Here is a 24,529-nt window from a genome sequence, read left to right on the forward strand (position 1 = left end):
GATCAGCGCGTCATGCCCGGTGCGCCGTCCGGCACGTCGTAGAAGGCGAGCGTCATCGCGACGCTGCTGTAGTGGCCCATCAGGGTGATGACGTCGGTGATGCCGACGTGGCCCAGCGCCTTGACCGCTCTTTCGTACAGGCCGCGCGGCACCCAGCGGCCCTGGGTGAGCGCGATCGCGATCTCGTAGACGACCTGCTCGCGCGCGTCGTCGAAATGGGTCGGCAGGCCGCTCAGGATCGCGTCGACCTTGTCGGCCGGCAGCCCGACCTGCTTGCCGATCCGCTCGTGCGCCGAGGTCGGATAGGCCGAGCGCCAGTGGCTGGTGACGACGCACACCGCGATCTCGCGCTCGCGCTCCGTCAGCGAGTAGCGGCCGGGCTGGAAATGCGCGCCGAACGGGCCGATCACCTTGGCGAGCTTGGGATTGTGGATCCAGATCTTGTTCGGGCCCGGCAGGCGGCCGCGCGATTCCATCATCGCCTGGTAGCCGTCTTTCTGCTCGGCGGTCATCTTGTCGACCGGAATCTCCGCATAGCGGCCGAAGGTCGGTGTGTCGGTCATCTTTCTTCCCTCCCGGGTCGTCGTTTCGCTCTAGCATTGTCGGCATCAGGAGAGAGTGCGTCCATGCCCCATATCGTTGTTGCCGATCCCATTAATGCCGACGGAATCGAGCGCCTCTCGACGGCGCCGGGCGTGACGCTCGACCATCCCGGCAAGCCGAGCAACGAGTCGCTGGCCGAGCGGCTGCGCCATGCCGACGGCCTGATCGTGCGCGGCACGGTGGTCGACGATGCGCTCCTGAGGCACGCCGAGCGGCTGCGCGTCGTTTGCCGGCACGGCGTCGGCTACGACCTGGTCGACGTGCCGGCGCTGACGCGGCGCGGCATCGCGCTGATGATCACGCCCGAGGCCAACGCCGCCTCGGTCGCCGAGCACGCGCTGATGCTGATGCTCTCGCTGGCGCGCAACGTCGTGCCGGTGTCGGCGGCGGTGCGGCGCGGCGACTGGCGCGTGCGCGGCCAGTCCGCCACCGTCGAGCTGGGCGGCCGCAGCGTCCTGGTCGTCGGCTTCGGCCGCATCGGCACGCGGGTGGCGCGGCTCGCCACGGCCTTCGGCATGCGGGTGATGGTGCACGATCCCTACATCCCCGCCGGCACGATCCGCGGCGCGGGTTACGAGGCGATCAAGGAGCGCGACGCCGGCCTCGCGCGGGCGGACTTCGTGACGGTTCACATTCCCGCCAACGACAAGACGCGCGGCCTGGTCGATGCGACCTTCCTGTCGCAGATGAAATCCGGCGGCGTGCTCGTCAACACGGCGCGCGGCACGCTGGTCGACGAGGCGGCGCTGGAAGCGGCCTTGCGCTCCGGCCATCTCGCGGCGGCCGGCCTCGACGTGCTGCGCGTCGAGCCGATGGTCGAGCCGCCGTCGATGCTGGCGCTCGACAACCTGATCGTCACGCCGCACGTCGCGGCCAGCACGTCCGAGGGCCTGCGCCGCATGGCCTGGGATTCCGCCGGCAATGTCATCGACTTCCTCGCCGGAAAACCGGATCGCGACGCCATCGTGAATGTCGAGGTGCTGAAAGCGGGCTAGAGCACATTCCGTTCGGCTGGAAGCAGCCGAACGGAATGTGCCCGCTGAAACCAGCAACGCCCGGGCGCGCATTTCCGAGCAGATGGAACCGCGAGCGGTTCCATCTGCTCGGAAATCGCTCTAGGCGATCGCGCGGCCGCCATCGACGTAGAGATTGACGCCGTTGATGTAGGCGCCGGCGTCCGAGCACAGCAGCAGCGCCGCGCCCGCGAGATCGTCGGGCTGGCCGAGCCGGCCGGCCGGGATGCGCTGCACCAGGGCCTCGCCTTCCGTCGCCATCTGGGCGCGGTTGCGCGCGGTCAGGATGGCGCCGGGGGCCAGGTTGTTGACCGTGACGCCCTGGCCGCCGAACTGGCGCGCCAGGTTCCAGGACCAGTTGAGCTGCGCCGCCTTGGTGCCGGCATAGACCATCATCTGCGGATGCGGCCGCACCTGCTGCACGCTGCCGATCGTCACCACACGGCCCCAGCCGCGGGTGCCCATGGGCGGCACCAGGGCCTGCAGCAGTTCCAGCGGGCTGCGCAGATTGACGGCGATCTGCCGGTCGAACCGCTCGCGCGTGATCCCCTGATACGCCTCCGGCAACTCCATCGAGGCGTTCAGCACCAGGATATCGACCGGCGCCCAGGCGGTGACCGCATCGGCCAGGCGCCGGCCCGCCTCATCGACGGCGAAGTCCTGGCCGAACGCGCGCGCCGTGCCGCCGGCCTGCTCGATGTCGCGCACGACCGTGCCGGCGTCGGCTGCCTCCTCGGCGGTGCCGGCGTGATGGATCGCGAGCCGCGCGCCGGCGCTCGCCAGGGCGGTCGCGATGGCGCGGCCGATTTCGCGGCGCGCGCCGGTGACCAGGGCGGTGCGGCCTGTCAGGCGAAAACGGTCGAAGAGGGTCGAGGACATGACGACTGTTCTAGCCCCACCGGCTTGCCGAACGAAAGCGCGCAGCGGTACTACGATAGGCGATGCGTCTCCTTTCACGCGACGAGCTCGAGCCGCTGGCGACGGGTGCCTGGATCCTCGGCGCCGGCGGCGGCGGCAATCCCTACCTCGCCCTGCTCAACCTGCAGCGCCTGTACGAGCAGGGCACGCGCGTCGCGCTGCTCGATCCGGCAGAGCTGGCCGACGACGACCCGGTGGCGATCGTCGCCAGCGTCGGCGCGCCGCTGGTCGGCCGCGAGCGGCTGTCGGACCCGCACTTTGCGGCCAGGCCGATGCTGGCGCTGCAAAGCCATCTCGACTGCCGGTTCCGCGCGGTGATGTCGGTCGAGATCGGCGGCACCAACGCCCTGCAGCCGCTGATGGTCGCGGCGGTGACCGGCCTGCCCGTGGTCGATGCCGATTCGATGGGGCGTGCCTTTCCCGAGGCCAGCATGATGAGCTTCGCCATCGCCGGCCTGCCGGCGTTGCCGCTGGCGATGGCCGACATCCGCGACACCGAGGTGATCATCCCGCGCGCCGCCGACCCGCAGTGGATGAGCCGGATCGCGCGCAAGGTGCTGGGCGAGATCGGCGCCGTCTCGGCGACCTGCCGCGCGCCGCGCACCGGAGCCGAGATCAAGCAGCACGGCATCCTGCACAGCACGAGCCGGGCGCTCCGCATCGGCCGCACCGTGCACGAGGCGCGGCACCGCCACGGCGATCCGGTCGCCGCGCTGGTCGAGGCGGAGCGGGGCCGCGTGCTGTTCGGGGGCAAGGTGCAGGACATCGAGCGGCGCACCACCGACAGCTTTTTGCGCGGCAGCTCGAGGTTGCTGGGCCTCGACGGCGATCGAGGGGCGATGCTGACGCTCGAATTCCAGAACGAGTTCGCCGCCGCCTGGCGCGACGGCGCGGTCGTGGCGACCACGCCCGACATCATCTGCGTCCTCGACAGCGAGTCGGGCGAGGCGATCGGCACCGAGATGATCCGCTACGGCCAGCGGGTCAGCGTGATCGTGCTGCCGGCGCCGGACTTCTTCCTGACGCCGCAGGGCCTCGCCGCCACCGGCCCGCGCGCCTTCGGTTACGACTTCGATTACAGGACGCCGCGGAATTAATTTTCCGGTGCCCGAGGGTATTTGCATTCTCTCGTCCGCCGCGTCCGCACGCGTTCGGCCTGGGGGGTGGGGCCGGATTCCCGGATTCTCGCCAAAAAACCTTATGGAATCAGCATCGGATGCGTCCGGGCGTCCGCCGGATCGGGTGTGGACGCTGAAGGTCGATGGACCGTCGCTGTCGATCCTCCGCTCGCCGCCTTTTGGGCTACGGCTAGCGGGGGGCAATCGCGTAGGAGCAGGCCTTATAGGCCTTTTCGGGCGGTCAGAGCTTTCCGGCGAGGGTGACCGCGGCGCTGCCGAGACAGGCGAGGATCACCAGCCCGACAAGGGCAAAGTCCGTCATCCGGTCTCGCGTACGCTTGGTCATGCGTTCAGGTTTACGCTTCATCATTATGGACGACAACGGGCGATGACCTGTCGGCGTGCCTCGGCGTGCGGGTTGGTCGCACGGTGTGGCATGGCTGCATCAACATCACCCTGCGAGCGCCCCGAAAGCGCCACGCGAGCGCCGCTGTTCCTCGATTGTACCGCCCCGACGACGATGGCGCGCGTTGAGGCCGAGGGCGTGTATGATCGACGGCAAAAGCAAATAGGGAGGCCCGGCCGTCATGGGTGTCGCCAAGGACCGGATCAACCGTCGTCTCTTCCTCTCGGCGTCGGCAGGCGTGCTGGCCGCGCCGGCCATCGTCGCGGCCCAGGGCGCCTCACAGGGCGAATGGCCCAACCGGCAGATCCGGATCGTGATTCCCTATCCGCCCGGCGGGCCGTCCGACATCACGACTCGGCTGGTGCTCGAGCGGGCCGCGGCGCTGCTCGGCCAGAGCGTGCTGTTCGACAACCGGGCCGGCGCCAGCGGCGCGATCGGCGCCGAGCACGTCAAGAATTCGCCGGCCGACGGCTACACCTTCCTGACCACGACCACGGCGATGGTCTGCATCACCCAGCACCTGCCGCCGCTGCCCTACGATCCGGCGAAGGACTTCGTGGCGGTGGCGCGGACGGCGACCTCGTGGATGGGCATGGGCATCAACCCCGAGGTGCCGGCCAACAACCTCCAGGAGTTCATCGCCTACGCCAGGGCCAATCCCGGCAAGATCAACTTCGGCTCGGCGGGGCTCGCCACCATCACCCAGCTCTACGGCGAGATATTCAACCTCGAGACCGGCGTGAAGATGGTGCATGTGCCCTACAAGGGCAGCGCGCCGGCGACCCAGGACCTGCTGTCCGGCCAGATCCAGGTGCAGTTCGACCCGACGACGCTGCCGCACATCGCGGCCGGCCGGCTGAAATGCTTCGCCGTGCTGGGCGAGCGGCGCTGGCCGGGCAAGCCCGACGTGCCGACCCTGAAGGAGCAGGGCCTGGGCAAGATCGGCGGCGACGCCTGGTACGGCATCCTGGCCGCGAAGGGCACGCCGCAGGTCGCGATCGACAAGCTTTCGGCCGCGATCGGCGAGGCGGTCAAGGATCCGGCAGTGAACGAGAAGCTGGTGACGAGCGGCAACTATGCGAGCTTCCAGGATTCTGCCACCTTTGCCGCCACGATCGGGCGCGAGCGCGTGTCGTTCGCCGAGATCATCAAGAAGGCCGACATCAAGCTCTGAGACCCAACCCAGGAGGAAGCCATGGCACCCGACTCAGTCACCCAGTCAGCGACCCGGACGTCCGATCAGAAGGTTGCCCATGCCCGCATCGCCGAGCCGGTGCTGGTCAAGGGCCGGCGCGAGTTCTTCAGCTACCGCGATCTCGGCGTGGCCGCCGGCAGCGCCGGCGCGATGCGCGCCCAGGTCATGAAGGCGACACAGGGCCTCAGCGAGCCGACCGGCTGGCACTATCACGAGTGCGACGGCCAGTTCATCTACATCCTGAAAGGCTGGGTCGAGCTGCAGTTCGAGGACGGCCGCACGCTCAAGGTCGAGGAGGGCGATTCGCTCTTCATCCCGGGCTACCTGCGCCACAACGAGATCCGCACCGCCGACGAGATGGAGATCCTCGAAGTCTCGATCCCGGGCGAGCTGGGCACCCGCCCGTGCGACCCGCCGGCGGGCTTCAAGGCCTAGAGATCGCCGGCAGCGCCATCGCTTGAGGCACCGGTGAACAGAGCCGCCGCCGCGGTCTGCAGTGCTGTCCTGGCACTCGCCACCGTCGCTGCTTCTTCGGTGCGAGCCCAGGACGCAAGCCACATGCGACGCCTGCCGATGCAGCAGACGATCACGTTCGACGACCTCGCACCGCACGGCATGGTCCTGGAGCAGTGCTGGGACGCGATCGGCCTGGATCGGCAGGGGCGGGTCTATATCGGCTTCACCGGCAAGCGGCCGGACGGGCGGGAGGATTTTGCCGTCTTCCGCTACGAGCCTTCGGCCGGCGGTCGCCGCTTCCTGGGGACCTTCATGGATGTTGCCGCAGCGGCGGGCAATCTCCAGCGCAACGAAGAAATTCCCAAAGGCCACACGCACCTCGTGGAGGCGCACGGCAAGATCTACATGGCCTCGCAGGGCTTCCACGATTTGAAGGGGCCAATCGACGCGCTTGCGACGTATCGCGGCGCGCATCTTTATGCCTACGACGTGGCAGCCGATGCCCTGGAGGAGGAGAGCCGTTTTCTCCCGGGGGGCGTGCTGACCAGGCACACCGGAATCGTCGCCCTTGCCGCCGTGCCCGGGTACGGGCTGCTGGCAGGGCTGGCCCATCCCACGAGTGACATCGTTCTCTTCGACTACGCGCAAGGACGGGTGGAAAGGACCGTGCCCGGGATTCCGTGGCGCCTCGGCAATCCGCTGAGCCGGGAGATCGTCGCGACCAGGCAGGGAAAGATCTTCACCTATCGCGGCACGGAGGATCCGGCGCAGCGGGCGGAGAGCCACAGCATCTGGGTCTACGATCTGAAGGCGGGTACCCACAAACCGACGCCCTACAGCGCCACCGGTGGCTTCTGGAACGGGCAGACCCGCAGCCGTGACGGCGAAACGATCTATCTCTCCACCGTCAACGGCGAGCTCTACCGGCTCGACACCGGCAGCGACGTCATCACACATCTCGGGCACTTGCTGCCCAAGGCCGAATACGACGCCGGCGAGCGCATCGACCAGCTGTACGGCATCACCCTCTCCAACGATGAGAAGAAGATCTACGGGGTGCCTCGCCAGCACCGTTCGAAGGACGCGAATCTCTACGCCTACGAGATCGCCACCGGCTCGGTCGCCCTCGTGGGCCGACTGGAACCGGCCCTCTACGCCGGAAGCGACGTGCGCGATTCGCACGGCAACCTCTACATGGGCCGGTTCGGGGACGCCGACCGCTGGGAAGGCAAGGCGGGCCTCGCGATTATCCGCGCGCCGTGACGAGCGCTCAGCCAAGGTGATGAATGTGCGGCCGCAGCGCATCGCCGGTCAGTTCGAGGGTCGCGAGGGCAATCGGCAGGGTGAACCGGCGAGGCCCGGCACTTCCGGGATTGAGGTAGAGCACGCCGGCGACGGTCTCGATCTTCGGACGATGGGAATGACCTGAGACGACGACGTCGATGCCGGCAGCCGCCGGATCGAGGTCCAGTTCGTTGAGGTTGTGAAGCACATAGATGACCCGGCCGCCAAGCGTGAGCCATTCGGTGTGCGCGTGGTCGTCCGCCCACTTACCCTTGTCGACGTTTCCTCTTATCGCTGTTGTCGGCGCGAGTTCACGGAGGCCTGAGATCACCTCGGGGCGGCCAATGTCGCCGGCATGGATGATATGGTCGACGCCCGCGAGTCGCGCGCACGCCTCGGGGCGGAGAAGACCATGGGTATCCGAGATGATGCCGATCATCATGGTCGGCCCGTAACGCTCCCAGCCTAGATGACTTCGAGATAATCGCGGTCGGGCAGCGGCTTCAGCGGCTGACTCGGCAGCGTCTGGTACCAGAAGGCGACGGAGGCGATGTCGTCCTGCAAAGGCAGGTAGCGGCGCTCGCGGTCGGGGCGCCAGCCGAGGGCCTGGATGGTGACGCACAGTTCGTTGTCGAAGCGGACCGGGTCCATGATGTGCCATCGGTACAGGCCGAAGCGCTGTTGCGATCTGTAGACGCCGTCGGGGCGGATCACCTGGCAGAGGCCGGCATAGGCGGTCGAGAATTCGGTGTAGGCGTGCGGCTGGTCGGGCTCGCAGACGCCGATGTCGAAGTTGTAGGCGCCGCAGAAATAGTCCTCGGTGCCGGTGCCGCAGATCGTCGGGAACTGCCGGTCGTCGTCGATGAAGAACTTGACCTCGCCTTCGCCCCACCAGCCTGTGTTGTTGCTGCCCCATGCCATGTAGGTGCCGACGTAGTGGCCCGTGCCCCGGATGCCGTCGATGATGGTGTGGTCGGTCTTGTTGGGCAGCGGATTGGAGCGGCGGAAGCTTGCGTGGAATACGCCGCGTCGTCCGGCACGTCGGTCAGCGTGTAGTCGACCTGGTAGTAGAGGCGCGTCTCGACCTCGTCGATGTTGGTGAGCGTGATCCGGCAGCGGCGGCGGAACGGCATCTCCCAGTAGCAGTTGAAGGCGCGCCCCGGATTGACGCAGACGGCCAGCGAGTTGACCGGCGCATAGCGCTCCCAGCCGTTGGCGAAGAAGTCGCCGACCGGACATTCGACCGACGGCACCGTCTGGTCGTCCCAGAACATGCGCAGGATGAGAAAGCGCCAGCGCCCGCCGCGGATGGTCATCCAGATGTGCTGCAGCGCGCCGGGCCCCTCGATATCGGCCAGCACCGCGGTGGTGCCGGGGGCGATGTCGATCGACGGCGACACCTTCCAGCCCTGGCCGAGCGAGCGCGCCGGGAGGGCGCCGGTGCCCTCGGTCGCCCGGCCGCCCTGGCCGGGTTCGCCGGTGAAATTCTCCGGACTGATCGAACGGGTTTTCGCGTTCGACAGGCGCGACAGGATGCCGAGATGCAGCCCGAGCCCATTGAATGACGTCATTCGTTCTCCCTATTTGAACAGGCGTCACCGCGCGGGCCATAGTGCGGTCAACTCAGTCTCAGGCAAAGGAATTCGACCATGAGCACCGATTACGCGCCGCCGAAGGTCTGGACCTGGAACAAGGCCAACGGCGGCCGCTTCGCCAACATCAACCGTCCGATCGCCGGCCCCACGCACGACAAGGAGCTGCCGGTCGGCAAGCATCCGATGCAGCTCTATTCGCTCGGCACGCCGAACGGCCAGAAGGTCACCATCATGCTCGAGGAGCTGCTGGCGCTCGGCCACAAGGGCGCCGAGTACGACGCCTGGATCATCAGGATCGGCGAGGGCGACCAGTTCGGTTCGGGCTTCATCGCCGCCAATCCCAACTCCAAGATCCCGGCACTGGTCGACCGCAGCGGATCGAAGCCGATCCGCGTGTTCGAATCGGGCGCGATCCTGGTGTGGCTGGCCGAGAAGTTCGGCGCCTTCCTGCCGAAGGAGGGCGAGGCGCGCGCCGAGTGCCTGTCATGGCTGTTCTGGCAGATGGGCAGCGCGCCCTATCTCGGCGGCGGCTTCGGCCACTTCTATGCCTACGCGCCGAGCAAGATCGAGTATGCGATCGACCGCTTCGCGATGGAGACCAAGCGGCAGCTCGACGTGCTCGACCGGCGGCTGGCCGAGACCAAGTACCTCTCCGGCGACGACTACACCATCGCCGACATCGCCGTATGGCCGTGGTACGGCGGCCTCGCCAAGGGCTTGCTCTACGGTTCGGCCGAGTTCCTCGCCGTCCACGAGTACAAGAACGTCAATCGCTGGGCCGATGCGATCGGCGCACGTCCGACGGTCAAGCGCGGCCGCATCGTCAACCGCATGCAGGGCGATCCCAGCCAGCAGCTGCGCGAGCGCCACGACGCGTCGGACTTCGAGCTGCGCACCCAGGACAAGCTGGAAGCGGCCGCGAACAAAGCGGCGTCCTAGCGGCGCCACTTCCTTGCGGCAGGAGCCCTGCATTTGGGACGGGCAAGATAGTCCGGGGACAGGAGGCTCGGGAACGCGTCTGTCATCGTCCCCAGGATGACGGGTGAGGACGACAGACGCGTTCCAGCCTCGAATGAAGGCACCTGCCTGCCTCTTGACGTTGATCGCTCTCGCGGCCTCCCGGTGGCGAAATGATCATTGGGACGCCGGGCAAAGTCGGGGGGATCGCCATGGCGCTGGCGTCGCGCAAGGCCGATGCGTCGTCGTGAGCTAGCCGCGCCACTCCCTGACATGAACGTCGCGCGAGGGCCGCGCGAGGCTCGGCCCCGGCCGCGGCGTGCCGAGCGCGAGGAAGCCGACCAGGCGGCTCGGCGCCTCGAAGCCCAGCGCCGATGCGACGCGCGGATCGTAGGCATTGGCGCCGGTCACCCACATGCCGCCGTAGCCCAGGAAATGGGCGGCGTTCAGCATGTTCATCGCCGCGGCACCGGCCGACAGGAGCTGCTCGATCTCGGGGATCTTGTGATTGGCCTGGATCTCCGCGCCGAGTGCCACGATCAGCGGAGTGCGCTGCACCCAGGCGCGATACTTCTCGATCATCGCCGGGGCGTTCTCGGGATCGCGCAGTTCGATCGCCTCGGCGACCCGCTCGGCCCACGCCGGTTTGGCGTCGTCCCGGATGATGACGAAGCGCCAGGGCCGCAGGCGCCCGTGATCGGGCGCACGCAAGCCGGCGTCGAGGATGAGGTCGAGATCGGCGCCGGACGGGGCCGGCTCCACCAGCGCGCCCGACGATTGCCGACTCAATAAAAGGTGCAGGGCCGTCGACGAGGCGACCGGCCGTTCGAGGGTATGGTCCATTCCCTGATTATGGGTGCCGTTTCGTCAGATGCAAGTGATTATCATTTGCGGATTTGCTCGAATAGGCTGCGGATCCAGCGATGGCCCGGCCGAGCATCGAAGCGGCGATGCCAGTACAGCCGCCACGAAAACTCAGCCCCTCCGACCGGCAGCGGCCGGACGGCGAAGCGGCCGTCGACGTTCAGCCGTCGCACCATGCTTTCGGGCAGGGCGGTCACCAGGTCGCTGGTCTCCACCAGATAGGAGGCGGCGAGCCAGTGCGGCGTCGTTGCCATGACCTTGCGTTGCAGGCCGTTCTTGAACAGCGCTTCCTCGACGAAGCGCACGTCGCCGGCCGACTGCACGATGCGCAGATGCCTCAGCCCGAGAAAGGCGCGCGTCGTCAGCCGGTTGGCCGCGGCGGCCGGATGGCCCCTGCGCATGACGCACACCATGCGGTCCTTCGCGAGCTCCAGCGAGTGCACCGACTTGGAGTGCTTGATCAGCGCGCTGACGGCGAAGTCGATCGCGCTCGCCTCGAGCGCGCGCACGGTCTCCGACGGCGGCAGATGCTGGACGGTCACGGTGATGTTGGGTGCCTGCTTCTCCAGCTCGTGCAGCAGTGGGGGCAGGAACAGAACCTCGTTCATGTCGCCCATGCGGATGGCGAAGCTTTCCGATGAAGCCGCGGGATCGAAGGTCGAGCCCGCGCTGAACAGCCGGTTGACCTGGCGGATCGCCTCGCGCACCGGCTCGATCAGCTCCAATGCCTTGGGCGTCGGCTCGAAGCCGGTCGAGGTGCGGGCCAGCAGCGGGTCGTGGAACTGCTGCCTGAGCTTGGCCAGCGCATGGCTCATCGCCGGCTGGCTGAGGCCGACCGCGGCGGCGGCGCGGCTGACGTGGCGCTCGGCGATCAGCGCCTCGAAGGCCAGCAGCAGGCGGAAATCCACCGAGCGGAGCTGGCGCGGGATGCGTCCCTGGAAGAGCCGGTCGGGCATTCGTTCCACGAATAATTTTATGCAGTCAATTCATTGTACAGAAGAGGGCGGACGGTCCCAAATGCCATCGTCCGAAGGAGGCTCGCATGGCAATGGAAGTGCACGCGCTGGGACCCGGCATCGCCGCCGAGGTCAGGGGGCTGCGGTTGTGGGAACCGCTGGCGTCAGGGGACGTGGAGCGTTTGCGCCGCCTGTTCGGCGAGCATGGCGTGCTGGTGTTCCGGCGGCAGCCGCTGTCGGAGCACGAGTACGCGGATTTCTGCGCCCTGTTCGGCACGCTCGAGCACACTGTGCGCACCGATTGGGCGTCGCGGGTGCGGCCCGAGATCGGCCTGATCACCAACCTCAAGGGCAGCAACGGCAATCCACTGGGCGGGCTGGGCGACGGCGAGGTCGAATGGCATTCCGACCAGACCTACATGGCCAACCCGGCGACCGGTGCGGCGCTCCACGCCGTCGAGCTTCCGGCTGAGGGTGGCCGCACTTATTGGACCAACCTGGTCGCTGCCTACGAGGCGCTGCCCGAGCGGCTCAAGCAGGCGGTTGATGGCAAGAATGCGGTCTTCCGCTATCAGAAGCGCCTCGACAAATACAAGGGCGCCGACCAGAAGCTGCCGGAGGAGGGCCGCAAGCGGACGCCCGACGTGATCCATCCGCTGGTGCACGTCCATCCGCTGAGCGGCAAGAAGGCGCTCTATCTCGACCCGACCACCACCATCGGCGTCGTCGGCATGGGCGAGGCGGAGGGCAACGCGCTGCTCGACGCGCTGGCGGCACACGCGATCCAGCCGCAGTTCGTCTACACCCACAACTGGCAGGTCGGCGACGTGCTGCTGTGGAGCAACGGCAGCCTGATGCACCGGCGTGAGCCGTTCCCGTCGACCGACCGGCGGCTGATGAAGCGGGCGACGATTCATCTGCCGGCCGATCTGCACATCATTCCCAAGACCTTCACTTCGGCCGAGATGGCAGCCGAGTAGCGGGATCACATGCGAGTCCTTGCCGCGGTCGTCACCGCCTTCGCGCTCGTCGCCGCCGCGGGCGCGCAGGCGCAACCCTATCCCGACAAGCCGGTCCGCCTGGTCGTGCCGTTCCCGGCCGGCTCGGGCACCGACATCGTGGGCCGCATCCTCGCGCAGAAGATGACCGAGGACTTCGGCCAGACCGTGCTGGTCGACAACCGGCCGGGCGCCAGCACGATCGTCGGCACCGAGATCGTCGCCAAGTCGGCCCCCGACGGCTACACGATGGTCATGGCGTCCAACAACCACGCCATGAATCCCGCGCTGTTCGAGGGCAAGCTGCCGTTCGATTCGATCAAGGACTTCGCGTCGGTCGGGCAGGTCGCGATCCTGCCGTTCATCCTGGTCGTCAACCCGCAGGTCCCGGCCGACAACCTCGCCGAGCTGATCGCGCTCGCCAAGAAGGGCGGCCTGACCTACGCCTCGACCGGCAACGGCACGCCGCCGCATGTCGCGGCCGAGATGCTGAAGCGCGCCGCCAAGGTCGACATCACCCACGTGCCCTACAAGGGCAGTGCTGCGGCGGTGCAGGATGTCGTCGCGGGCCAGGTCCCGATGATGTTCATCAACGTGCCGTCGGGCCTCAGCCTGGTGAAGGCCGGCAAGCTGCGGGCGCTGGCGGTCGGCACCTCCAAGCGCATCGCCCAGATGCCGGATCTGCCGACGGTGGCGGAGCTCGGCTATCCGGGCTTCGACGTCAGCCTCTGGATGGGCCTGCTGATGCCCGCGGGCACGCCGGCCGACGTGATCGACAGGATGACCAAGGAGACCGCGAAGGCGCTCGCCGATCCGGCGGTGCGCAAGAAGGTCGAGGAGCAAGGCGCGGAACCCGCCTACCTGCCGCCGGCCGAGTTCTCCAAGTTCGTCGTCGACGAGACCAAGCGCTTCAGCGAGCTGGTCAAGGACGTCGGCCTGCGGGTCGATCAGTAGGAGTCGGTCGATGTTGTTTGCCGTGCACTGCGTCGATGCCAAGGGCGTCGACGCCATCCGCAGCCAGTACCTCGCCCCGCACAAGGATTACCTCGTCGGCCAGAAGCGCATCCTGGTCGTGGGCGGGGCGCTGACCGACGCCGCCGACCAGCCGGTCGGCAGCCTCTACATCGTCAACGTGGCGGACCGTGCCGCGGCCGAAGCGTTCGCGAAGAACGACCCGTTCACCGCGGCCGGCGTGTTCGGCACGGTGACGATCACGGCGATGCGCAAGAGCCACTGGAATCCAGGCTCTGCCTGAAGCCGTCCCGCCCCGGTGGACGGCTTGGGACGGCGCGGAATTCTTTGACGGTCAGTTGGTGTGAAGATAAGGTCCGGCCAAGTTTGTCCGGTACCGAACACTGAGGGCGTAATATATGTGTGTGGCGTGCAATCCCGGCGCGATGAGCCTTCTGAACCTCATGACATCGCGCAGGAGGCTGTTTGCCGGTGGCGCCCTTCTCGCCGCGTCTGCCGTCCTGCCGGCGGCAACGCGTGCCCAGAGCCGCCGCGCCGAGGTCCTGTTCCGTAACGGCACGGTGATCACGATGGATCCGGCGAAGCCCGCGGCTGGCGCCGTGGCGGTCGCCGACGGCAAGATCATGGCGGTGGGCTCAGAGAGCGAGCTCGAGGGGCTGCGCACGCCGCAGACCAAGGTGGTCGATCTCGCGGGCGGTACCTTGCTGCCGGGCCTGATGGACCCGCACATGCACACCATCTTCGTGCTCTTCGAGGGCTGGCTGGATGCCAGCCCCTTCGCCAACAAGTCAGTCGAGGAGATCGTCGGCAAGCTCAAGGCGGCGGCCGCGAAGGCGGCACCCGGCGCGTGGGTCCAGGCCTGGCAGTTCGACGCGAGCATCACGCCCGGCAAGACGAAGATCGACCTCGCGCTGCTCGACCAGATCGCGCCCAACAATCCGCTCTTCCTGCACGAGTCGAACGGCCATGTCGCGCACGTGAACTCCAAGGCGCTCCAGGTCGCCGGCGTCACGCGCGACACGCCCGACCCGCCGCAGGCGCGCTACGAGCGCGACGCCAACGGCAACCTGACCGGCCGCCTCGAGGAGGCGGCCGCGTTGATGCCCTTCACCGCAAAGATGCCCCAGCCGACGCCCGAGCAGGTCTTCGCCTCGATCCAGCGGCTGTTCCAGACGGCGGCGAGCCGTGGCTGCACCGGCCTGTTCGACGCCGGCATCGGCATGTCGGGCACCGATCACCTGACCCTGCTGCAGAAGGTGATGGCGACGAACCCGCCGGTCCGCTTCGGCGGCGCCCTGGTGTCCACCCAGATGAAGGCGTGGCTCGCGGCAGGGCTGAGGCCGGGCTTCGGCGACGACCGCTTCCGCATCGGCGCCATCAAGGCGTGGTCGGACGGCTCCAACCAGGCGATGACCGGCTATCAGCGCGCGCCCTACCTCAACTCGACCAGCCGCGGCTCGCTGAACTACACGCAGGCCGAACTGACCGCGGCGATCCGCGAGGCGCACGACGACGGCTGGCAAGTCTGCGTCCACTCCAACGGCGACGCGGCGATCGACGTGACGCTCGACGCCTACGAGACCGTGCTGAAGGCCAAGCCGCGCACCGGCCATCGCCATCGCATCGAGCATTGCTCGGTGCTGCACCCCGAGCAGATCGCCCGGCTCAAGGCGCTCGACCTGTCGCCGTCCTTCCTGATCGGCCACGTCCACTTCTGGGGCCGCGCCTTCCGCGACAACATCCTGGGGCCCGAGCGCGCCAACCTGATCGATCCGTGCGCGTCGGTGCTCAAGGCCGGCCTCAGGCCCTCGCTCCATTCCGACTGGAACGTCACGGAGATCGGCCCGCTGGACAAGGTGGAGCAGGCCGTCACCCGCATCATGCGCGACGGCGGCGAGGTGCTGAACCCGGCCGAGCGCGTGCCGGTCGAGGCGGCGCTGCGCATGGTGACCGCCGACGCCGCCTGGCAGTGCCAGCGCGACTTCACCGGCTCGATCGAGGCCGGCAAGGCGGCCGACCTCGTGGTGCTCGACAAGGATCCGACCAAGGTCGATCCGGCGACCATCGGCTCGATCGGCGTGCGCGAGACGTGGCTCGACGGCGAACGCCGTTTCCACGCCTAGAAGCTTTTTCGGGGGACGACAGTGAAGATCGGTAACGGATTGGCCTGGCTGGCAGGCGCGGCGGCCTGCCTGGGGGCAGGCATGGCGGAGGCGAGCGAGGGCGCAGGGAGCTACTACTTCGCCGGCGGCTTCGGCTCGTTCATGGTGGCGGTTCCGCCGGACCCCGGCTTCGCGGTGGCGAGCCAGACCCTGATCTTCGGCGGCAACACCGACCGTGCCGTGCTCAACGGCCGCGCGACCGTCGGCCTGAACGCCTTCGCGGTGTTCAACTTCGTGGCCGGCACCTACACCTTCGAGCAGCCGGTACTGGGTGGCCGCCTGCAGGTCGGCGCGGCGGTGCCGATCGCCTACAGCACGGCGACGCTGGGGCTTCAGGTGCGCGACATCGGCTCGTTCTCCGGGACCGCCTCGGACACCAACATCGGCGATTCGATCCTGACGCCGTTCGCGCTCTACTGGAACTTCGGCGAGTTCAACGCCAAGCTGGCCCAGCTCGTGGTGGCGCCGATCGGCCACTACGATCCCCAGGCGACCATCAACGTCGGCCGCAACTACTGGGCTTTCGATACCCAGGCCGCCTTGACCTGGTTCCACAAGGCGACCGGGACGGAGGTCTCCGTCCTGCCGGGCCTGATGATCAACACGATGAATCCGGCGACCAGCTACAGGACCGGCACCGAGTTCCATCTCGACTTCATGGTGAACCAGTTCGTGGCGCCGACCGTCGCGGTCGGCTTCCAGGGCTACTGGTACAAGCAGATCGAGGGCGACAGCGGCGCGGGCGCCAAGCTCGGCTCGTTCATGGGCCAATCGGTCGGCATCGGGCCCGCGGTGATGTGGGCGCCCGAGCAGCTCAAGGGACGCTACGTGATCATCGCCAAGTGGCTGCATGACCTGTCCGACACCAATCGCCTGCACGGCGACTGGGGCCAGCTCACCATGTCGTGGAAGTTCTGACCGCTCGCCCGGGTCCGGCGGATGCTCTATCCTTCCACGCTCAACTGAACGTGGAAGCGCAGCCGTGGGACGACCTCGCTCTCGCGCCCTGGTGCCGCGAAGGGCGAAAAGCACGGCGCCGCCGTCGGCGCCGCTGCGCATCGAGATCGTCGATCTCGAGACCTTCATCGCGGTGGCCAGCCTCGGTAGCTTCAGCGCCGCAGCGCGCCAGCTCAACATCACCCAGCCCTCGGTGAGCGGCCGCATCCAGCGGCTCGAGGCGTCGCTCGGCGCCAAGCTGCTGGTGCGCACGACGCGCAAGGTCGAGCCGACGCGGCGCGGCATGCTGCTGCGCGCCGAGGCAGACCGCACGCTCGCAGGGCTCCGCGGCCTCGTCGACCAGTTCCGGCGCGACGCGGCGGCCTCGCGCAACCGGGTCGTCGTGGCCGCCACCCAGATGGTTGCCGCGACCATGTTGCCCGACGTGCTGCGCAGCCATCGCGAGCGCTATCCCGGCGTCGACGTCCAGCTCCGCGATCTGCGCCACAAGGATGCGGTGCAAGCCGTCGCCACCGGCGACGCCGACTTGGGCGTCATCCATTTCGACGGCACCGACAAGAGGTTCCGGGCGCTGCCGCTGCGCAACGAGCCGATCGTGCTGGTCGTGCCGCCCGGCCATCCGCTGGCGAGGTCGCGGCGCGCCACGCTCGACGAGATGGCGGCCTTCCCGCTGATGATGCTCGAGCAGTACGACGGCATGAAGACGCGCATCGCGGCCGAGGTGGCGCGCCACAGGCTCGCGCTCAAGCCCGCCCACTCGGCCGGCAACCTGATGACGCTGATGGGCATGGTAGATGCCGGTATGGGCATTTTGCTGCTGCCGCGCGTCATGGCGCGCCACAGCCTGCAGGCCGGCCACGTCATGGTTGAGATCGAGGGCATCACGTTCCGGCGGACCTTCTCCCTCGTCATGCTGCGCGACGCGAAGCCCAACCTGGTCGTCCGCCGCTTCTGCCGGCACTTGCGGCAGGCGCTGTCGGACCGCTTATAGGTCAGGGCTATCAATCAATTCGCTCTGGCGATTTGTTCCTGGCTGCCGCCGGCCCTTAGATGACGGGCAAGCCGCAGGGCCAAGACTTTGCCGGAGGAAACATGATCAGCAGGCGCAGCTTCGCCCGAACCCTCGTTGCCGCCCCGATGGCGGTCGCGGCGTCGGGCACGGCGTTCGGCCAGGACGACTATCCGAACCGCACCCTCCAGCTCGTGGTCGGCTTTCCCGCCGGCCAGGCCTCCGACATCGGCGCGCGGCTGATGGCCAGGCAGATGGCGGAGGAGCTCAAGCAGTCGGTCTATGTCGACAACAAGCCGGGCGCGACCGGCATCATCGCCCATCAGTTCGTGAAGGGCGCCGCGCCCGACGGCTACACCTTCCTGTTCGGCTCGACCGCGACTCTGGCGATCAATCCCAGCCTGTTCCGCAAGCTGCCTTACGACCCGTTGAAGGATTTCGCTCCGGTGGCGCTGCTCTGGGTCAGCCCGATGTTCCTGGTCGCCGCACCCGACCTGCCGGTCAACTCGTTCGGCGAGGCGGTCGCCTATGCGAAGGCCCATCCCGGCAAGACGGCCTACGGCTCGGGGGGCAGCGGCTCGACGCAGCACATCGCCATGGAGCTGCTCAAGAAGGAGTTGGGCCTCGACATGATGCACGTGCCCTACAAGGGCACGCCCGGCATGCTGAACGACCTGATGGCGGGACGGATCGACTTCGCCTTCGAATCGGCGAGCTCCATCGTGCCCTACATCCAGGCCAAGTCGGTCAAGGTGCTGGCCACTAGCGTCGCGGCACGCCTGCCCATCATGCCCGACGTTCCGACGATCGCCGAGCAGGGGCTGCCCGGCTTCGAGGCGGTGACCTGGGCCGCGTTCGTGGCGCCTGCCGGGACGTCGGCGCCGGTCGTCGCCCGCCTCAACGAGGCGGCCAACAAGGGGCTGGCGTCGAAGGACATGACCGAGAATTTCGCCAAGACCTATGCGCAGCCGCGCCCGGGCACGCCGGCCGAGCTCGAGGCCTTCCTGCGCAAGGAGATCGACAAGTGGGGCAAGGCGGTCGCCGCTTCGGGTGCCCAAGTAGACTGAACAGGTCGACTGAGAAGGAGATCGCGATGCCGCAAGTCCCCCGCCAAATGAGCCTGATCGCCTTCATGCAGGCGCAGAACTGCTCGAACTACGTCGCCTCGTGGCGCCATCCGGCGTCGATGTCCGACTTCAACTCGCCGGAATACTACCAGCGCATCGCGCGCACGCTGGAGGACGCCAGGTTCGACCTGGCCTTCTTCGACGATCGCCTGGCGATGCCCGACATCTACGGCGACGACCATCGCGAGACGGTGGCCAACGGCATCCGCTGCGTGAAGCTCGATCCGACCGTGGTGCTGATGAGCATGGCCGCGGCGACGACGCGGCTCGGCCTCGGCTCGACCTACTCGACGACCTATTACGAGCCGTTCCACGTCGCGCGGCTGTTCGCGACCCTCGACCTGATGACCAAGGGCCGCGTTGCCTGGAATGTCGTCACCTCGCTCAACAACTCCGAGGCGGAGAATTTCGGGCACGAGGAGCACCTCGAGCACGATCTGCGCTACGACCGCGCCGACGAGTTCATGGAGGTCGTCACCAGCCTGTGGGACTCCTGGGAGGACGACGCGCTGATCGTCGACAAGCAGACCGGCCGGTTCGCCGATCCCGACAAGGTCCATCGCCTCGACTATCGCGGCAAATACTTCAGCTCGAAGGGGCCGCTCACCGTGCCGCGCTCGGCGCAGGGCCATCCGGTGCTGCTGCAGGCGGGCCAGAGCGGCCGCGGCATGGCCTTCGCGGCCTGCTGGGCGGAGCTGGTCTTCGCCTCGTACCCGTCGCTGGAGATCGGCCGCAAGAACTACGCCTATCTGAAGGGCGAAGTCGAGAAGGCCGGTCGCGATCCGTCGATGGTCAAGATCGCTCCGGCGGTGAAGGTGATCGTCGCCGAGACCGCGGCGCAGGCAGAGGAGCAGCGGGCGCTTGCCGCCTCGCTCGCCAAGCCGATCGATTCGCTGGCGCTGCTCTGCGAGGTGCTGAATGTCGATTTCGCCAAGTGGGACTACGACCAGCCCTTCACCGACCAGGAGCTGGCGTCGGTGTCGTGGCACAGCCTGCGTGACAAGGTGATCGCCAAGACCGGCAGGAAGAACCCGTCGGTGCGCGACTTCGTCGAGGCCTCGGGCCGTGGCCAGTTCAACGACGGCCCGGTGTTCTGCGGCACGCCCACCCAAGTCGCCGACGAGATGGAGGAATGGTTCAAGATGGCGTGCGATGGCTTCGTCCTGACGGCGTCGAAGATCCCGGGCACCTACGAGGACATCGCGCGGCTGGTCGTGCCCGAGCTGCAGCGGCGCGGCCTGTTCCGGCGCGAGTATCCCGGCACGACCCTGCGCGATGCGCTGGGACTGCCGCGGCCGGCGACGCGAAGCTGGCGAAAGAACACCGAACGGAGGCGCGCATGACCCAAGAACTTCGCATCCTCACGCCGCAGGGCATGCTGGGCTACGGCGTGCCGGCCGAGCACTTTTGGCGCGGTATCGAGAGCGGGGTGGACGCCATGATCGTCGATTCGGGCTCGACCGATCCCGGCCCGTACCTGCTGGGGCTGGGCAAGACGATCGTGACGCGCGAGGCCTACGCGCGCGACGTGTCGCTGATGCTCAAGGCGGCCTGGGAGCGCAAGATCCCGCTGATCATCAGCTCGGCCGGCGGCGCCGGCACCGACGCGCAGGTCGACTTCATGATCGACCTGATCCGCGAGCTCTCGGCGGCCAACGGCTACAAGTTCAAGCTGGCCGCGATCTACTCCAGCGTCGATCGGGCGATGATCCACGCCCGCCTGCGCGAGGGCCGGATCACCGAATGCGGGCCGTCGGGCAATCTCAGCACCTCGGCGATCGACGAGGCGGTCGAGATCGTGGCGCAGATCGGCGCCGAGCCGTTCGCCAAGGTGCTCACCGAGCGGCCGGACATCGACATCATCGTCAGCGGCCGCTCCTACGATCCGGCGCCGCATGCCGCGCTCTGCATGACCAAGGGCTTCGAGCCCGGCGTCTACTGGCACATGGGCAAGATCGTCGAATGCGGCGCCGCCTGCGCCGAGCCCAAGGGCCGCGTGATCAAGGCGACGATCCGCAGGGACAGCTTCGACCTCGAGCCGATGAACCCGGCCGAGCGCTGCACGCCTTTGTCGGTCGCCGCGCATACGCTCTACGAGAAGGGCCGGCCCGACATCCTGCCGGGCCCCGGCGGCGCGCTGCATCTCGCCAACGCGAAGTACGAGGCGCTCGACCATCGCCGCACGCGGGTGAGCGGCGGCGTGTTCGTGCCGACCAACAAGTACAGCGTGAAGCTCGAGGGTGCGTCGATCGTCGGCTACCGCACGATCTTCATCGGCGGCCTGCGCGATCCGATCCTGATCGGCCAGCTCGACGCCTTCCTAGCCAACGTCCGCAAGCGCGCCGAGAGCATCTTCCCGCAGCTCGTCTCGGGCGAGGCGAGCATGATGTTCCACGTCTACGGCCGCGACGCGGTGATGGGCGAGATGGAGCCGATGCGCCATGTCGTGCCGCACGAGGTCGGGCTGATGGGCGAGGTGACGGCGCCGACCCAGGCGCTCGCCAACGACATCTGCAACAGCACCCGCATCGCGGTGCTGCACTCGGCCTATCCGGGACAGATGGCGACCGCCGGCAATTTCGCGATCCCGCTCAATCCGCCGGAGACGCCGACCGGACCGGTCTGCCGCTTCAGCGTCTATCACCTGATGGAGGTCGATTCCCCGACCGACATGTTCCCGATCCGCTACATGGAGATCTGACGTGGCCGCGATCCCCCTGCGCGAGCTCGCCCAGGTCATCCGCAGCAAGAATGCGGGGCCGTTCGAGCTCACCTTCGACATCATCTTCGACCGCAAGCCGGCCTACGAGGAGGTCAAGAAGAGCGGCGCGCTGACCGCGGAGAAGCTCGCCAGGCTCTACAACATCCCGGTCGACGACATCCTGGTGGCGATGTTCTTCGACCCCGCCATGGCCTTCAAGATGACGGTCAAGCGGCGCTGGCAGCAGGGCTCGAGCGGGGAGCGCGACACCTTCGGCGCCGCCCAGCATGCGCCGCTGATGGACATCATGATCGACACCCAATCTAACCTCAGGACCTCGGACCAGGCTCGATGAACGTCGTGACGCCCGTGATGGCCAACGCTACGGAGTCCGAGAAGCTCGGCCGCTTCGCGCTCGACCTCGATCTCGCCAACGTACCGGGCGAGGTGCTGACGCTCGCCCGGGAGCATCTGCTCGATGCGTTCGGCATCTCGCCTCGTCGCGCTTCGATTTCGGCGAGTCGATTTTGCGCGGCGCTCAGGCGTTGAGCGAGGGCAGCCAGGCCACCGCGATCGGCAGCGGCGCGAAGCTGCCGGCGCCGTCGGCCGCGCTGGTCAACGGCGTGCTGGCCCATGGGCTCGCCGCGCGCCGCGATCGAGCAGAAGTTCCTGAAGAATGCCACCCGCGCGATCCCGGCGACGCAGGCCGAGCAGCTGATCGCCGCGGTCTATGGCCTTGAACAGGCCCCGTCGCTCGCCGCGCTCATGAAGCTCTGCATCGTCTGATCGGCCGGCATGGACATTTTATGGTTCATGCCCTATATATAGGCCACTATGAAGCGTGACGGGCCGGGGAAAATTCCCGTCGTTTTTTACGGTACCCGTTCCGGGAAAGAGGTGGTGCGGGACTGGCTGCGTTCTCTGGACGAGAAGGACAGAGGGGCGATCGGTCAGGATCTGATGCGCGTGCAGTATAGATGGCCGATCGGCATGCCGCTGTGTCGGCCCCTCGGCGAGGGGCTTTGGGAAGTTCGCAGCGAGTTGCCGAGTCGGACCATCGCCAGGACGTTGTTCTGCATCCAGGACGACCGGATCTTGGTCCTGCACGGCTTCATCAAGAAGACCCAGAAGACGCCCGATGCGGATTTGGCCATGGCCCGCAGGCGGAAGAAGGAATTCGAGGATTAGGAGGCCGCGATGAAGGCGAAGAAGAAGACAGTGCGTCGCCCGGCATCGAAGCTCGGCACGCTCGATGATTTTCTCAAGCAAGAAGGAAAGCTCGAGGAGTTCGAGGCCGTCGCCGTCAAGGAAGTGTTGGCGTGGCAGATCACCGAAGCGATGCGCAAGAGCAACCTGTCGCGCAAGCGGCTCGCCGAGCGCATGAAGACAAGTCGCAGTCAGGTGAGCCGGCTACTCGATCCGACCGATGGGAACGTGACACTCGCGACGCTGCAACGCGCCGCGACCATTGTTGGGCGCAAGCTGAAGTTGGAGCTCGTCTAGCTTTTGCTGCGCACCAGGCGGCCGGGCAGGGCGCCGGTCGCTTCGCCGTCGCGATAGACGACGGCGCCGGAGACGATGGTGGCGTCGAAGCCTTCGGTGCGCTGGACCAGACGCCGGCCGCCGGCCGGCAGGTCGTAGACGACCTCGGGCGCGCGCAACTTCATGGCGTCGTAGTCGAGGACGTTGAGGTCGGCCTTCAGGCCCGGCTTCAGCAGGCCGCGGTCGGTGAGGCCGATCGCGTGCGCATTGTCGGCCGACAGCCGCTTGATCGCCCACGAGACCGGGAACAGCGCGCCGCGGCCGCGGTCGCGCGTCCAGTGGGTCAGCGTGTAGCTGGTCGCCGTGGCGTCGCACATGATGCCGACATGGGCGCCGCCGTCGCCGAGGCCGATCAGCGAGTTGGGCGCGGCGATCATCTCGCGCACCACGTCGAGATTGCCGCCGGCATAGTTGGTGACCGGCAGGTAGAGCATCTCCCGGCCGTCGCGCTCGAGCAGCAGGTCGTAGGCGACCTCCTCGGGTGAGCGGCCCTCGCGGGCGGCGCGCGCGGCGATGCTGTGCTCGGGCTTGGGCTCGTAGTCGGGCGGATCGCCCAGCGGATACATGCGGTCCCAGCGCTCGACCCGCTTGGCGCGCTTGTCGCCCTCGAAGGCCTCGGCCAGCACGCGGGCGCGGAATTCCGGCTGGCGCAGGATCGCGAGACGCTCGGGGAAGGGCAGGCGGGCGATCGCCTTGTAGCTCGGCCGGCCCATGAACGGGTTCTGCGACAGCTCGAAGCCCAGCAGCACGCTGGTCGGCCGCGAGCGGACCTGGGCGGTGATGCGCAGGCCCTCTTCGTTGGCCTCGTCGATCTCGGCCATCAGCTCGCGCCAGCCGTCGGGCCGCGCATCGGACTGCAGCAGCGAGATAGTGACCGGCCGGCGCGACTCCTTCGCCATGCGGCGGAACAGGCCGATCTCGCCCGCCTGGTCCTGGAAGTCCGAGACGATCTGCATCCAGCCGATGCCGGTGTCGCGCATAGCGTGGGCGATGGCGGTGAGCTCGGCCTCTTCGGCGCGCAAGGTCGGGATGTGCTTGCCGTCGGCGCTCTTGTGGTTGAGCGTGCGCGAGGTCGAGAATCCCAACGCACCCGCGCGCAGGCCCTCGGCGGTGAGCTGCGCCATGCGATGGCGATCCTGCTCGGTCGCCGGCTCGCGGTTGGCGCCGCGCTCGCCCATGACATAGACGCGCAGCGCTGCGTGCGGCACCTGGGCGGTGATGTCGGCGTCGTATCGGCGGGCGGCCAGCGCATCGAGATAGTCGGGAAAGCTGTGCCAGTTCCACGGCAGGCCTTCCGACAGCACGACCTCGGGGATGTCCTCGACGCCTTCCATCAGGTTGATCAGCATGTCGTGCTGGTCTTCGTGGCAGGGCGCGAAGCCGACGCCGCAATTGCCCAGCATCACCGTCGTCGCGCCGTTCCACGACGACGGCGACAGCCGCTCGCTCCAGGTCACCTGCGCGTCGTAATGGGTGTGGACGTCGACGAAGCCCGGCGTCACCAGCTTGCCGCGGGCGTCGATTTCTTCCGCGCCCTTGGGAATGGCGCCGCCGATCGCCGCGATCTTGCCGTCGGCGATCGCGAGGTCGGCTTCGTAGGGATCTCCGCCCGAGCCATCGACGATGGTGCCGTTGCGGATCACGAGATCGGGAGAGGACATGGACGGCATCGTATCGCTCTTGGCCGCGGGTTGCG

26 protein-coding genes and 1 pseudogene are annotated in these 24,529 nt (G+C 67.8%); 20 read left to right on the forward strand and 7 right to left on the reverse strand.

The window, feature by feature from the left end; translation table 11 throughout:
* Positions 1–2: 2 nt before the first annotated feature.
* The gene (locus J0J01_RS13930) at positions 3–563 is read right to left on the reverse strand and encodes a hypothetical protein (RefSeq protein ID WP_296381515.1); all 561 of its coding nucleotides are present in this window, start codon (positions 561–563) and stop codon (positions 3–5) included.
* 63 nt (positions 564–626) lie between these two features.
* Here J0J01_RS13930 and J0J01_RS13935 point away from each other — a divergent pair, with 63 nt between their 5' ends.
* Positions 627–1,598 carry a hydroxyacid dehydrogenase gene (locus J0J01_RS13935; protein WP_296381517.1) on the forward strand — a complete coding sequence of 324 codons (972 nt, stop codon included), beginning with the start codon at positions 627–629 and terminating at the stop codon, positions 1,596–1,598.
* A 120-nt stretch (positions 1,599–1,718) separates the two neighbouring features.
* Here J0J01_RS13935 and J0J01_RS13940 read toward each other — a convergent pair whose 3' ends face one another.
* Positions 1,719–2,495 (reverse strand): SDR family oxidoreductase, encoded by a 777-nt coding sequence (locus J0J01_RS13940; RefSeq protein WP_296381520.1) that lies wholly within the window; start codon positions 2,493–2,495, stop codon positions 1,719–1,721.
* A 62-nt stretch (positions 2,496–2,557) separates the two neighbouring features.
* Here J0J01_RS13940 and J0J01_RS13945 point away from each other — a divergent pair, with 62 nt between their 5' ends.
* From J0J01_RS13945 to J0J01_RS13960, 4 genes are all read left to right on the forward strand, one after another.
* Positions 2,558–3,631, forward strand: a complete 1,074-nt coding sequence (locus tag J0J01_RS13945; protein WP_296381521.1) for a DUF917 domain-containing protein — start codon at positions 2,558–2,560, stop codon at positions 3,629–3,631.
* A gap of 608 nt (positions 3,632–4,239) precedes the next feature.
* Positions 4,240–5,232 carry a tripartite tricarboxylate transporter substrate binding protein gene (locus J0J01_RS13950; RefSeq protein WP_296381522.1) on the forward strand — a complete coding sequence of 331 codons (993 nt, stop codon included), beginning with the start codon at positions 4,240–4,242 and terminating at the stop codon, positions 5,230–5,232.
* A 21-nt stretch (positions 5,233–5,253) separates the two neighbouring features.
* Complete coding sequence (locus J0J01_RS13955; RefSeq protein WP_296381524.1) at positions 5,254–5,688, forward strand: cupin domain-containing protein; 435 nt, start codon at positions 5,254–5,256, stop codon at positions 5,686–5,688.
* A 123-nt stretch (positions 5,689–5,811) separates the two neighbouring features.
* The gene (locus J0J01_RS13960; RefSeq protein ID WP_296381526.1) at positions 5,812–6,972 is read left to right on the forward strand and encodes a hypothetical protein; all 1,161 of its coding nucleotides are present in this window, start codon (positions 5,812–5,814) and stop codon (positions 6,970–6,972) included.
* 7 nt (positions 6,973–6,979) lie between these two features.
* Here J0J01_RS13960 and J0J01_RS13965 read toward each other — a convergent pair whose 3' ends face one another.
* Together J0J01_RS13965 and J0J01_RS32715 are read right to left on the reverse strand one after the other, a co-directional pair.
* Entirely contained in the window at positions 6,980–7,435 is a 456-nt protein-coding gene (locus tag J0J01_RS13965) for a metallophosphoesterase family protein (RefSeq protein ID WP_296381528.1), read from the reverse strand.
* 23 nt (positions 7,436–7,458) lie between these two features.
* A pseudogene (locus tag J0J01_RS32715) lies at positions 7,459–8,564 on the reverse strand (glycoside hydrolase family 172 protein).
* A gap of 78 nt (positions 8,565–8,642) precedes the next feature.
* Here J0J01_RS32715 and yghU point away from each other — a divergent pair.
* On the forward strand, positions 8,643–9,527 hold the full coding sequence (gene yghU / locus J0J01_RS13980) for a glutathione-dependent disulfide-bond oxidoreductase (protein ID WP_296381530.1): 885 nt from the start codon (positions 8,643–8,645) through the stop codon (positions 9,525–9,527).
* Positions 9,528–9,797: 270 nt separating this feature from the next.
* Here the strand turns inward: yghU and J0J01_RS13985 are convergent, their stop codons facing one another.
* Positions 9,798–10,388 carry a nitroreductase gene (locus tag J0J01_RS13985; protein ID WP_296381532.1) on the reverse strand — a complete coding sequence of 197 codons (591 nt, stop codon included), beginning with the start codon at positions 10,386–10,388 and terminating at the stop codon, positions 9,798–9,800.
* A gap of 41 nt (positions 10,389–10,429) precedes the next feature.
* Positions 10,430–11,365, reverse strand: coding sequence for a LysR family transcriptional regulator (locus tag J0J01_RS13990; RefSeq protein ID WP_296381534.1), 936 nt, complete (start codon positions 11,363–11,365; stop codon positions 10,430–10,432).
* An 86-nt stretch (positions 11,366–11,451) separates the two neighbouring features.
* On the opposite strand from J0J01_RS13990, the gene J0J01_RS13995 reads away from it, so the two are divergent.
* From J0J01_RS13995 to J0J01_RS14060, 14 genes are all read left to right on the forward strand, one after another.
* The gene (locus tag J0J01_RS13995) at positions 11,452–12,345 is read left to right on the forward strand and encodes a TauD/TfdA family dioxygenase (protein WP_296381536.1); all 894 of its coding nucleotides are present in this window, start codon (positions 11,452–11,454) and stop codon (positions 12,343–12,345) included.
* Positions 12,346–12,354: 9 nt separating this feature from the next.
* Complete coding sequence (locus tag J0J01_RS14000) at positions 12,355–13,317, forward strand: tripartite tricarboxylate transporter substrate binding protein (protein ID WP_296381538.1); 963 nt, start codon at positions 12,355–12,357, stop codon at positions 13,315–13,317.
* Between the two features lie 10 nt (positions 13,318–13,327).
* A complete protein-coding gene (locus J0J01_RS14005) occupies positions 13,328–13,618 on the forward strand; it encodes a YciI family protein (RefSeq protein ID WP_296381539.1) in 291 nt (96 codons plus the stop codon).
* A gap of 115 nt (positions 13,619–13,733) precedes the next feature.
* Positions 13,734–15,458: an amidohydrolase gene (locus J0J01_RS14010; RefSeq protein WP_296381541.1), complete on the forward strand. Its 1,725-nt coding sequence runs from the start codon at positions 13,734–13,736 to the stop codon at positions 15,456–15,458.
* Positions 15,459–15,479: 21 nt separating this feature from the next.
* The gene (locus J0J01_RS14015) at positions 15,480–16,415 is read left to right on the forward strand and encodes a transporter (RefSeq protein ID WP_296381542.1); all 936 of its coding nucleotides are present in this window, start codon (positions 15,480–15,482) and stop codon (positions 16,413–16,415) included.
* 91 nt (positions 16,416–16,506) lie between these two features.
* Positions 16,507–17,445: a LysR family transcriptional regulator gene (locus tag J0J01_RS14020; protein WP_296381544.1), complete on the forward strand. Its 939-nt coding sequence runs from the start codon at positions 16,507–16,509 to the stop codon at positions 17,443–17,445.
* Positions 17,446–17,546: 101 nt separating this feature from the next.
* Positions 17,547–18,530: a tripartite tricarboxylate transporter substrate binding protein gene (locus tag J0J01_RS14025; RefSeq protein ID WP_296381547.1), complete on the forward strand. Its 984-nt coding sequence runs from the start codon at positions 17,547–17,549 to the stop codon at positions 18,528–18,530.
* 26 nt (positions 18,531–18,556) lie between these two features.
* Positions 18,557–19,933 (forward strand): LLM class flavin-dependent oxidoreductase, encoded by a 1,377-nt coding sequence (locus J0J01_RS14030; protein WP_296381549.1) that lies wholly within the window; start codon positions 18,557–18,559, stop codon positions 19,931–19,933.
* On the forward strand, positions 19,930–21,291 hold the full coding sequence (locus tag J0J01_RS14035) for an acyclic terpene utilization AtuA family protein (RefSeq protein WP_296381551.1): 1,362 nt from the start codon (positions 19,930–19,932) through the stop codon (positions 21,289–21,291). Before J0J01_RS14030 ends, J0J01_RS14035 begins: the two co-directional genes overlap by 4 nt.
* A 1-nt stretch (position 21,292) precedes the next feature.
* Positions 21,293–21,646 carry a DUF4387 domain-containing protein gene (locus J0J01_RS14040; protein ID WP_296381553.1) on the forward strand — a complete coding sequence of 118 codons (354 nt, stop codon included), beginning with the start codon at positions 21,293–21,295 and terminating at the stop codon, positions 21,644–21,646.
* A complete protein-coding gene (locus tag J0J01_RS14045; protein WP_296381555.1) occupies positions 21,643–21,840 on the forward strand; it encodes a hypothetical protein in 198 nt (65 codons plus the stop codon). Before J0J01_RS14040 ends, J0J01_RS14045 begins: the two co-directional genes overlap by 4 nt.
* An 84-nt stretch (positions 21,841–21,924) precedes the next feature.
* The gene (locus J0J01_RS14050; protein ID WP_296381556.1) at positions 21,925–22,077 is read left to right on the forward strand and encodes a hypothetical protein; all 153 of its coding nucleotides are present in this window, start codon (positions 21,925–21,927) and stop codon (positions 22,075–22,077) included.
* 48 nt (positions 22,078–22,125) lie between these two features.
* Positions 22,126–22,479, forward strand: coding sequence for a type II toxin-antitoxin system RelE/ParE family toxin (locus J0J01_RS14055; protein WP_296381558.1), 354 nt, complete (start codon positions 22,126–22,128; stop codon positions 22,477–22,479).
* Between the two features lie 9 nt (positions 22,480–22,488).
* Positions 22,489–22,794 (forward strand): Fis family transcriptional regulator, encoded by a 306-nt coding sequence (locus J0J01_RS14060; RefSeq protein ID WP_296381559.1) that lies wholly within the window; start codon positions 22,489–22,491, stop codon positions 22,792–22,794.
* Here the strand turns inward: J0J01_RS14060 and J0J01_RS14065 are convergent.
* The gene (locus tag J0J01_RS14065) at positions 22,791–24,494 is read right to left on the reverse strand and encodes an amidohydrolase family protein (RefSeq protein ID WP_296381561.1); all 1,704 of its coding nucleotides are present in this window, start codon (positions 24,492–24,494) and stop codon (positions 22,791–22,793) included. The two genes, J0J01_RS14060 and J0J01_RS14065, sit on opposite strands and share 4 nt — an antisense overlap.
* Positions 24,495–24,529 lie beyond the last annotated feature (35 nt).

This window comes from Reyranella sp. (genome assembly GCF_017305915.1).
GTDB lineage: Bacteria > Pseudomonadota > Alphaproteobacteria > Reyranellales > Reyranellaceae > Reyranella.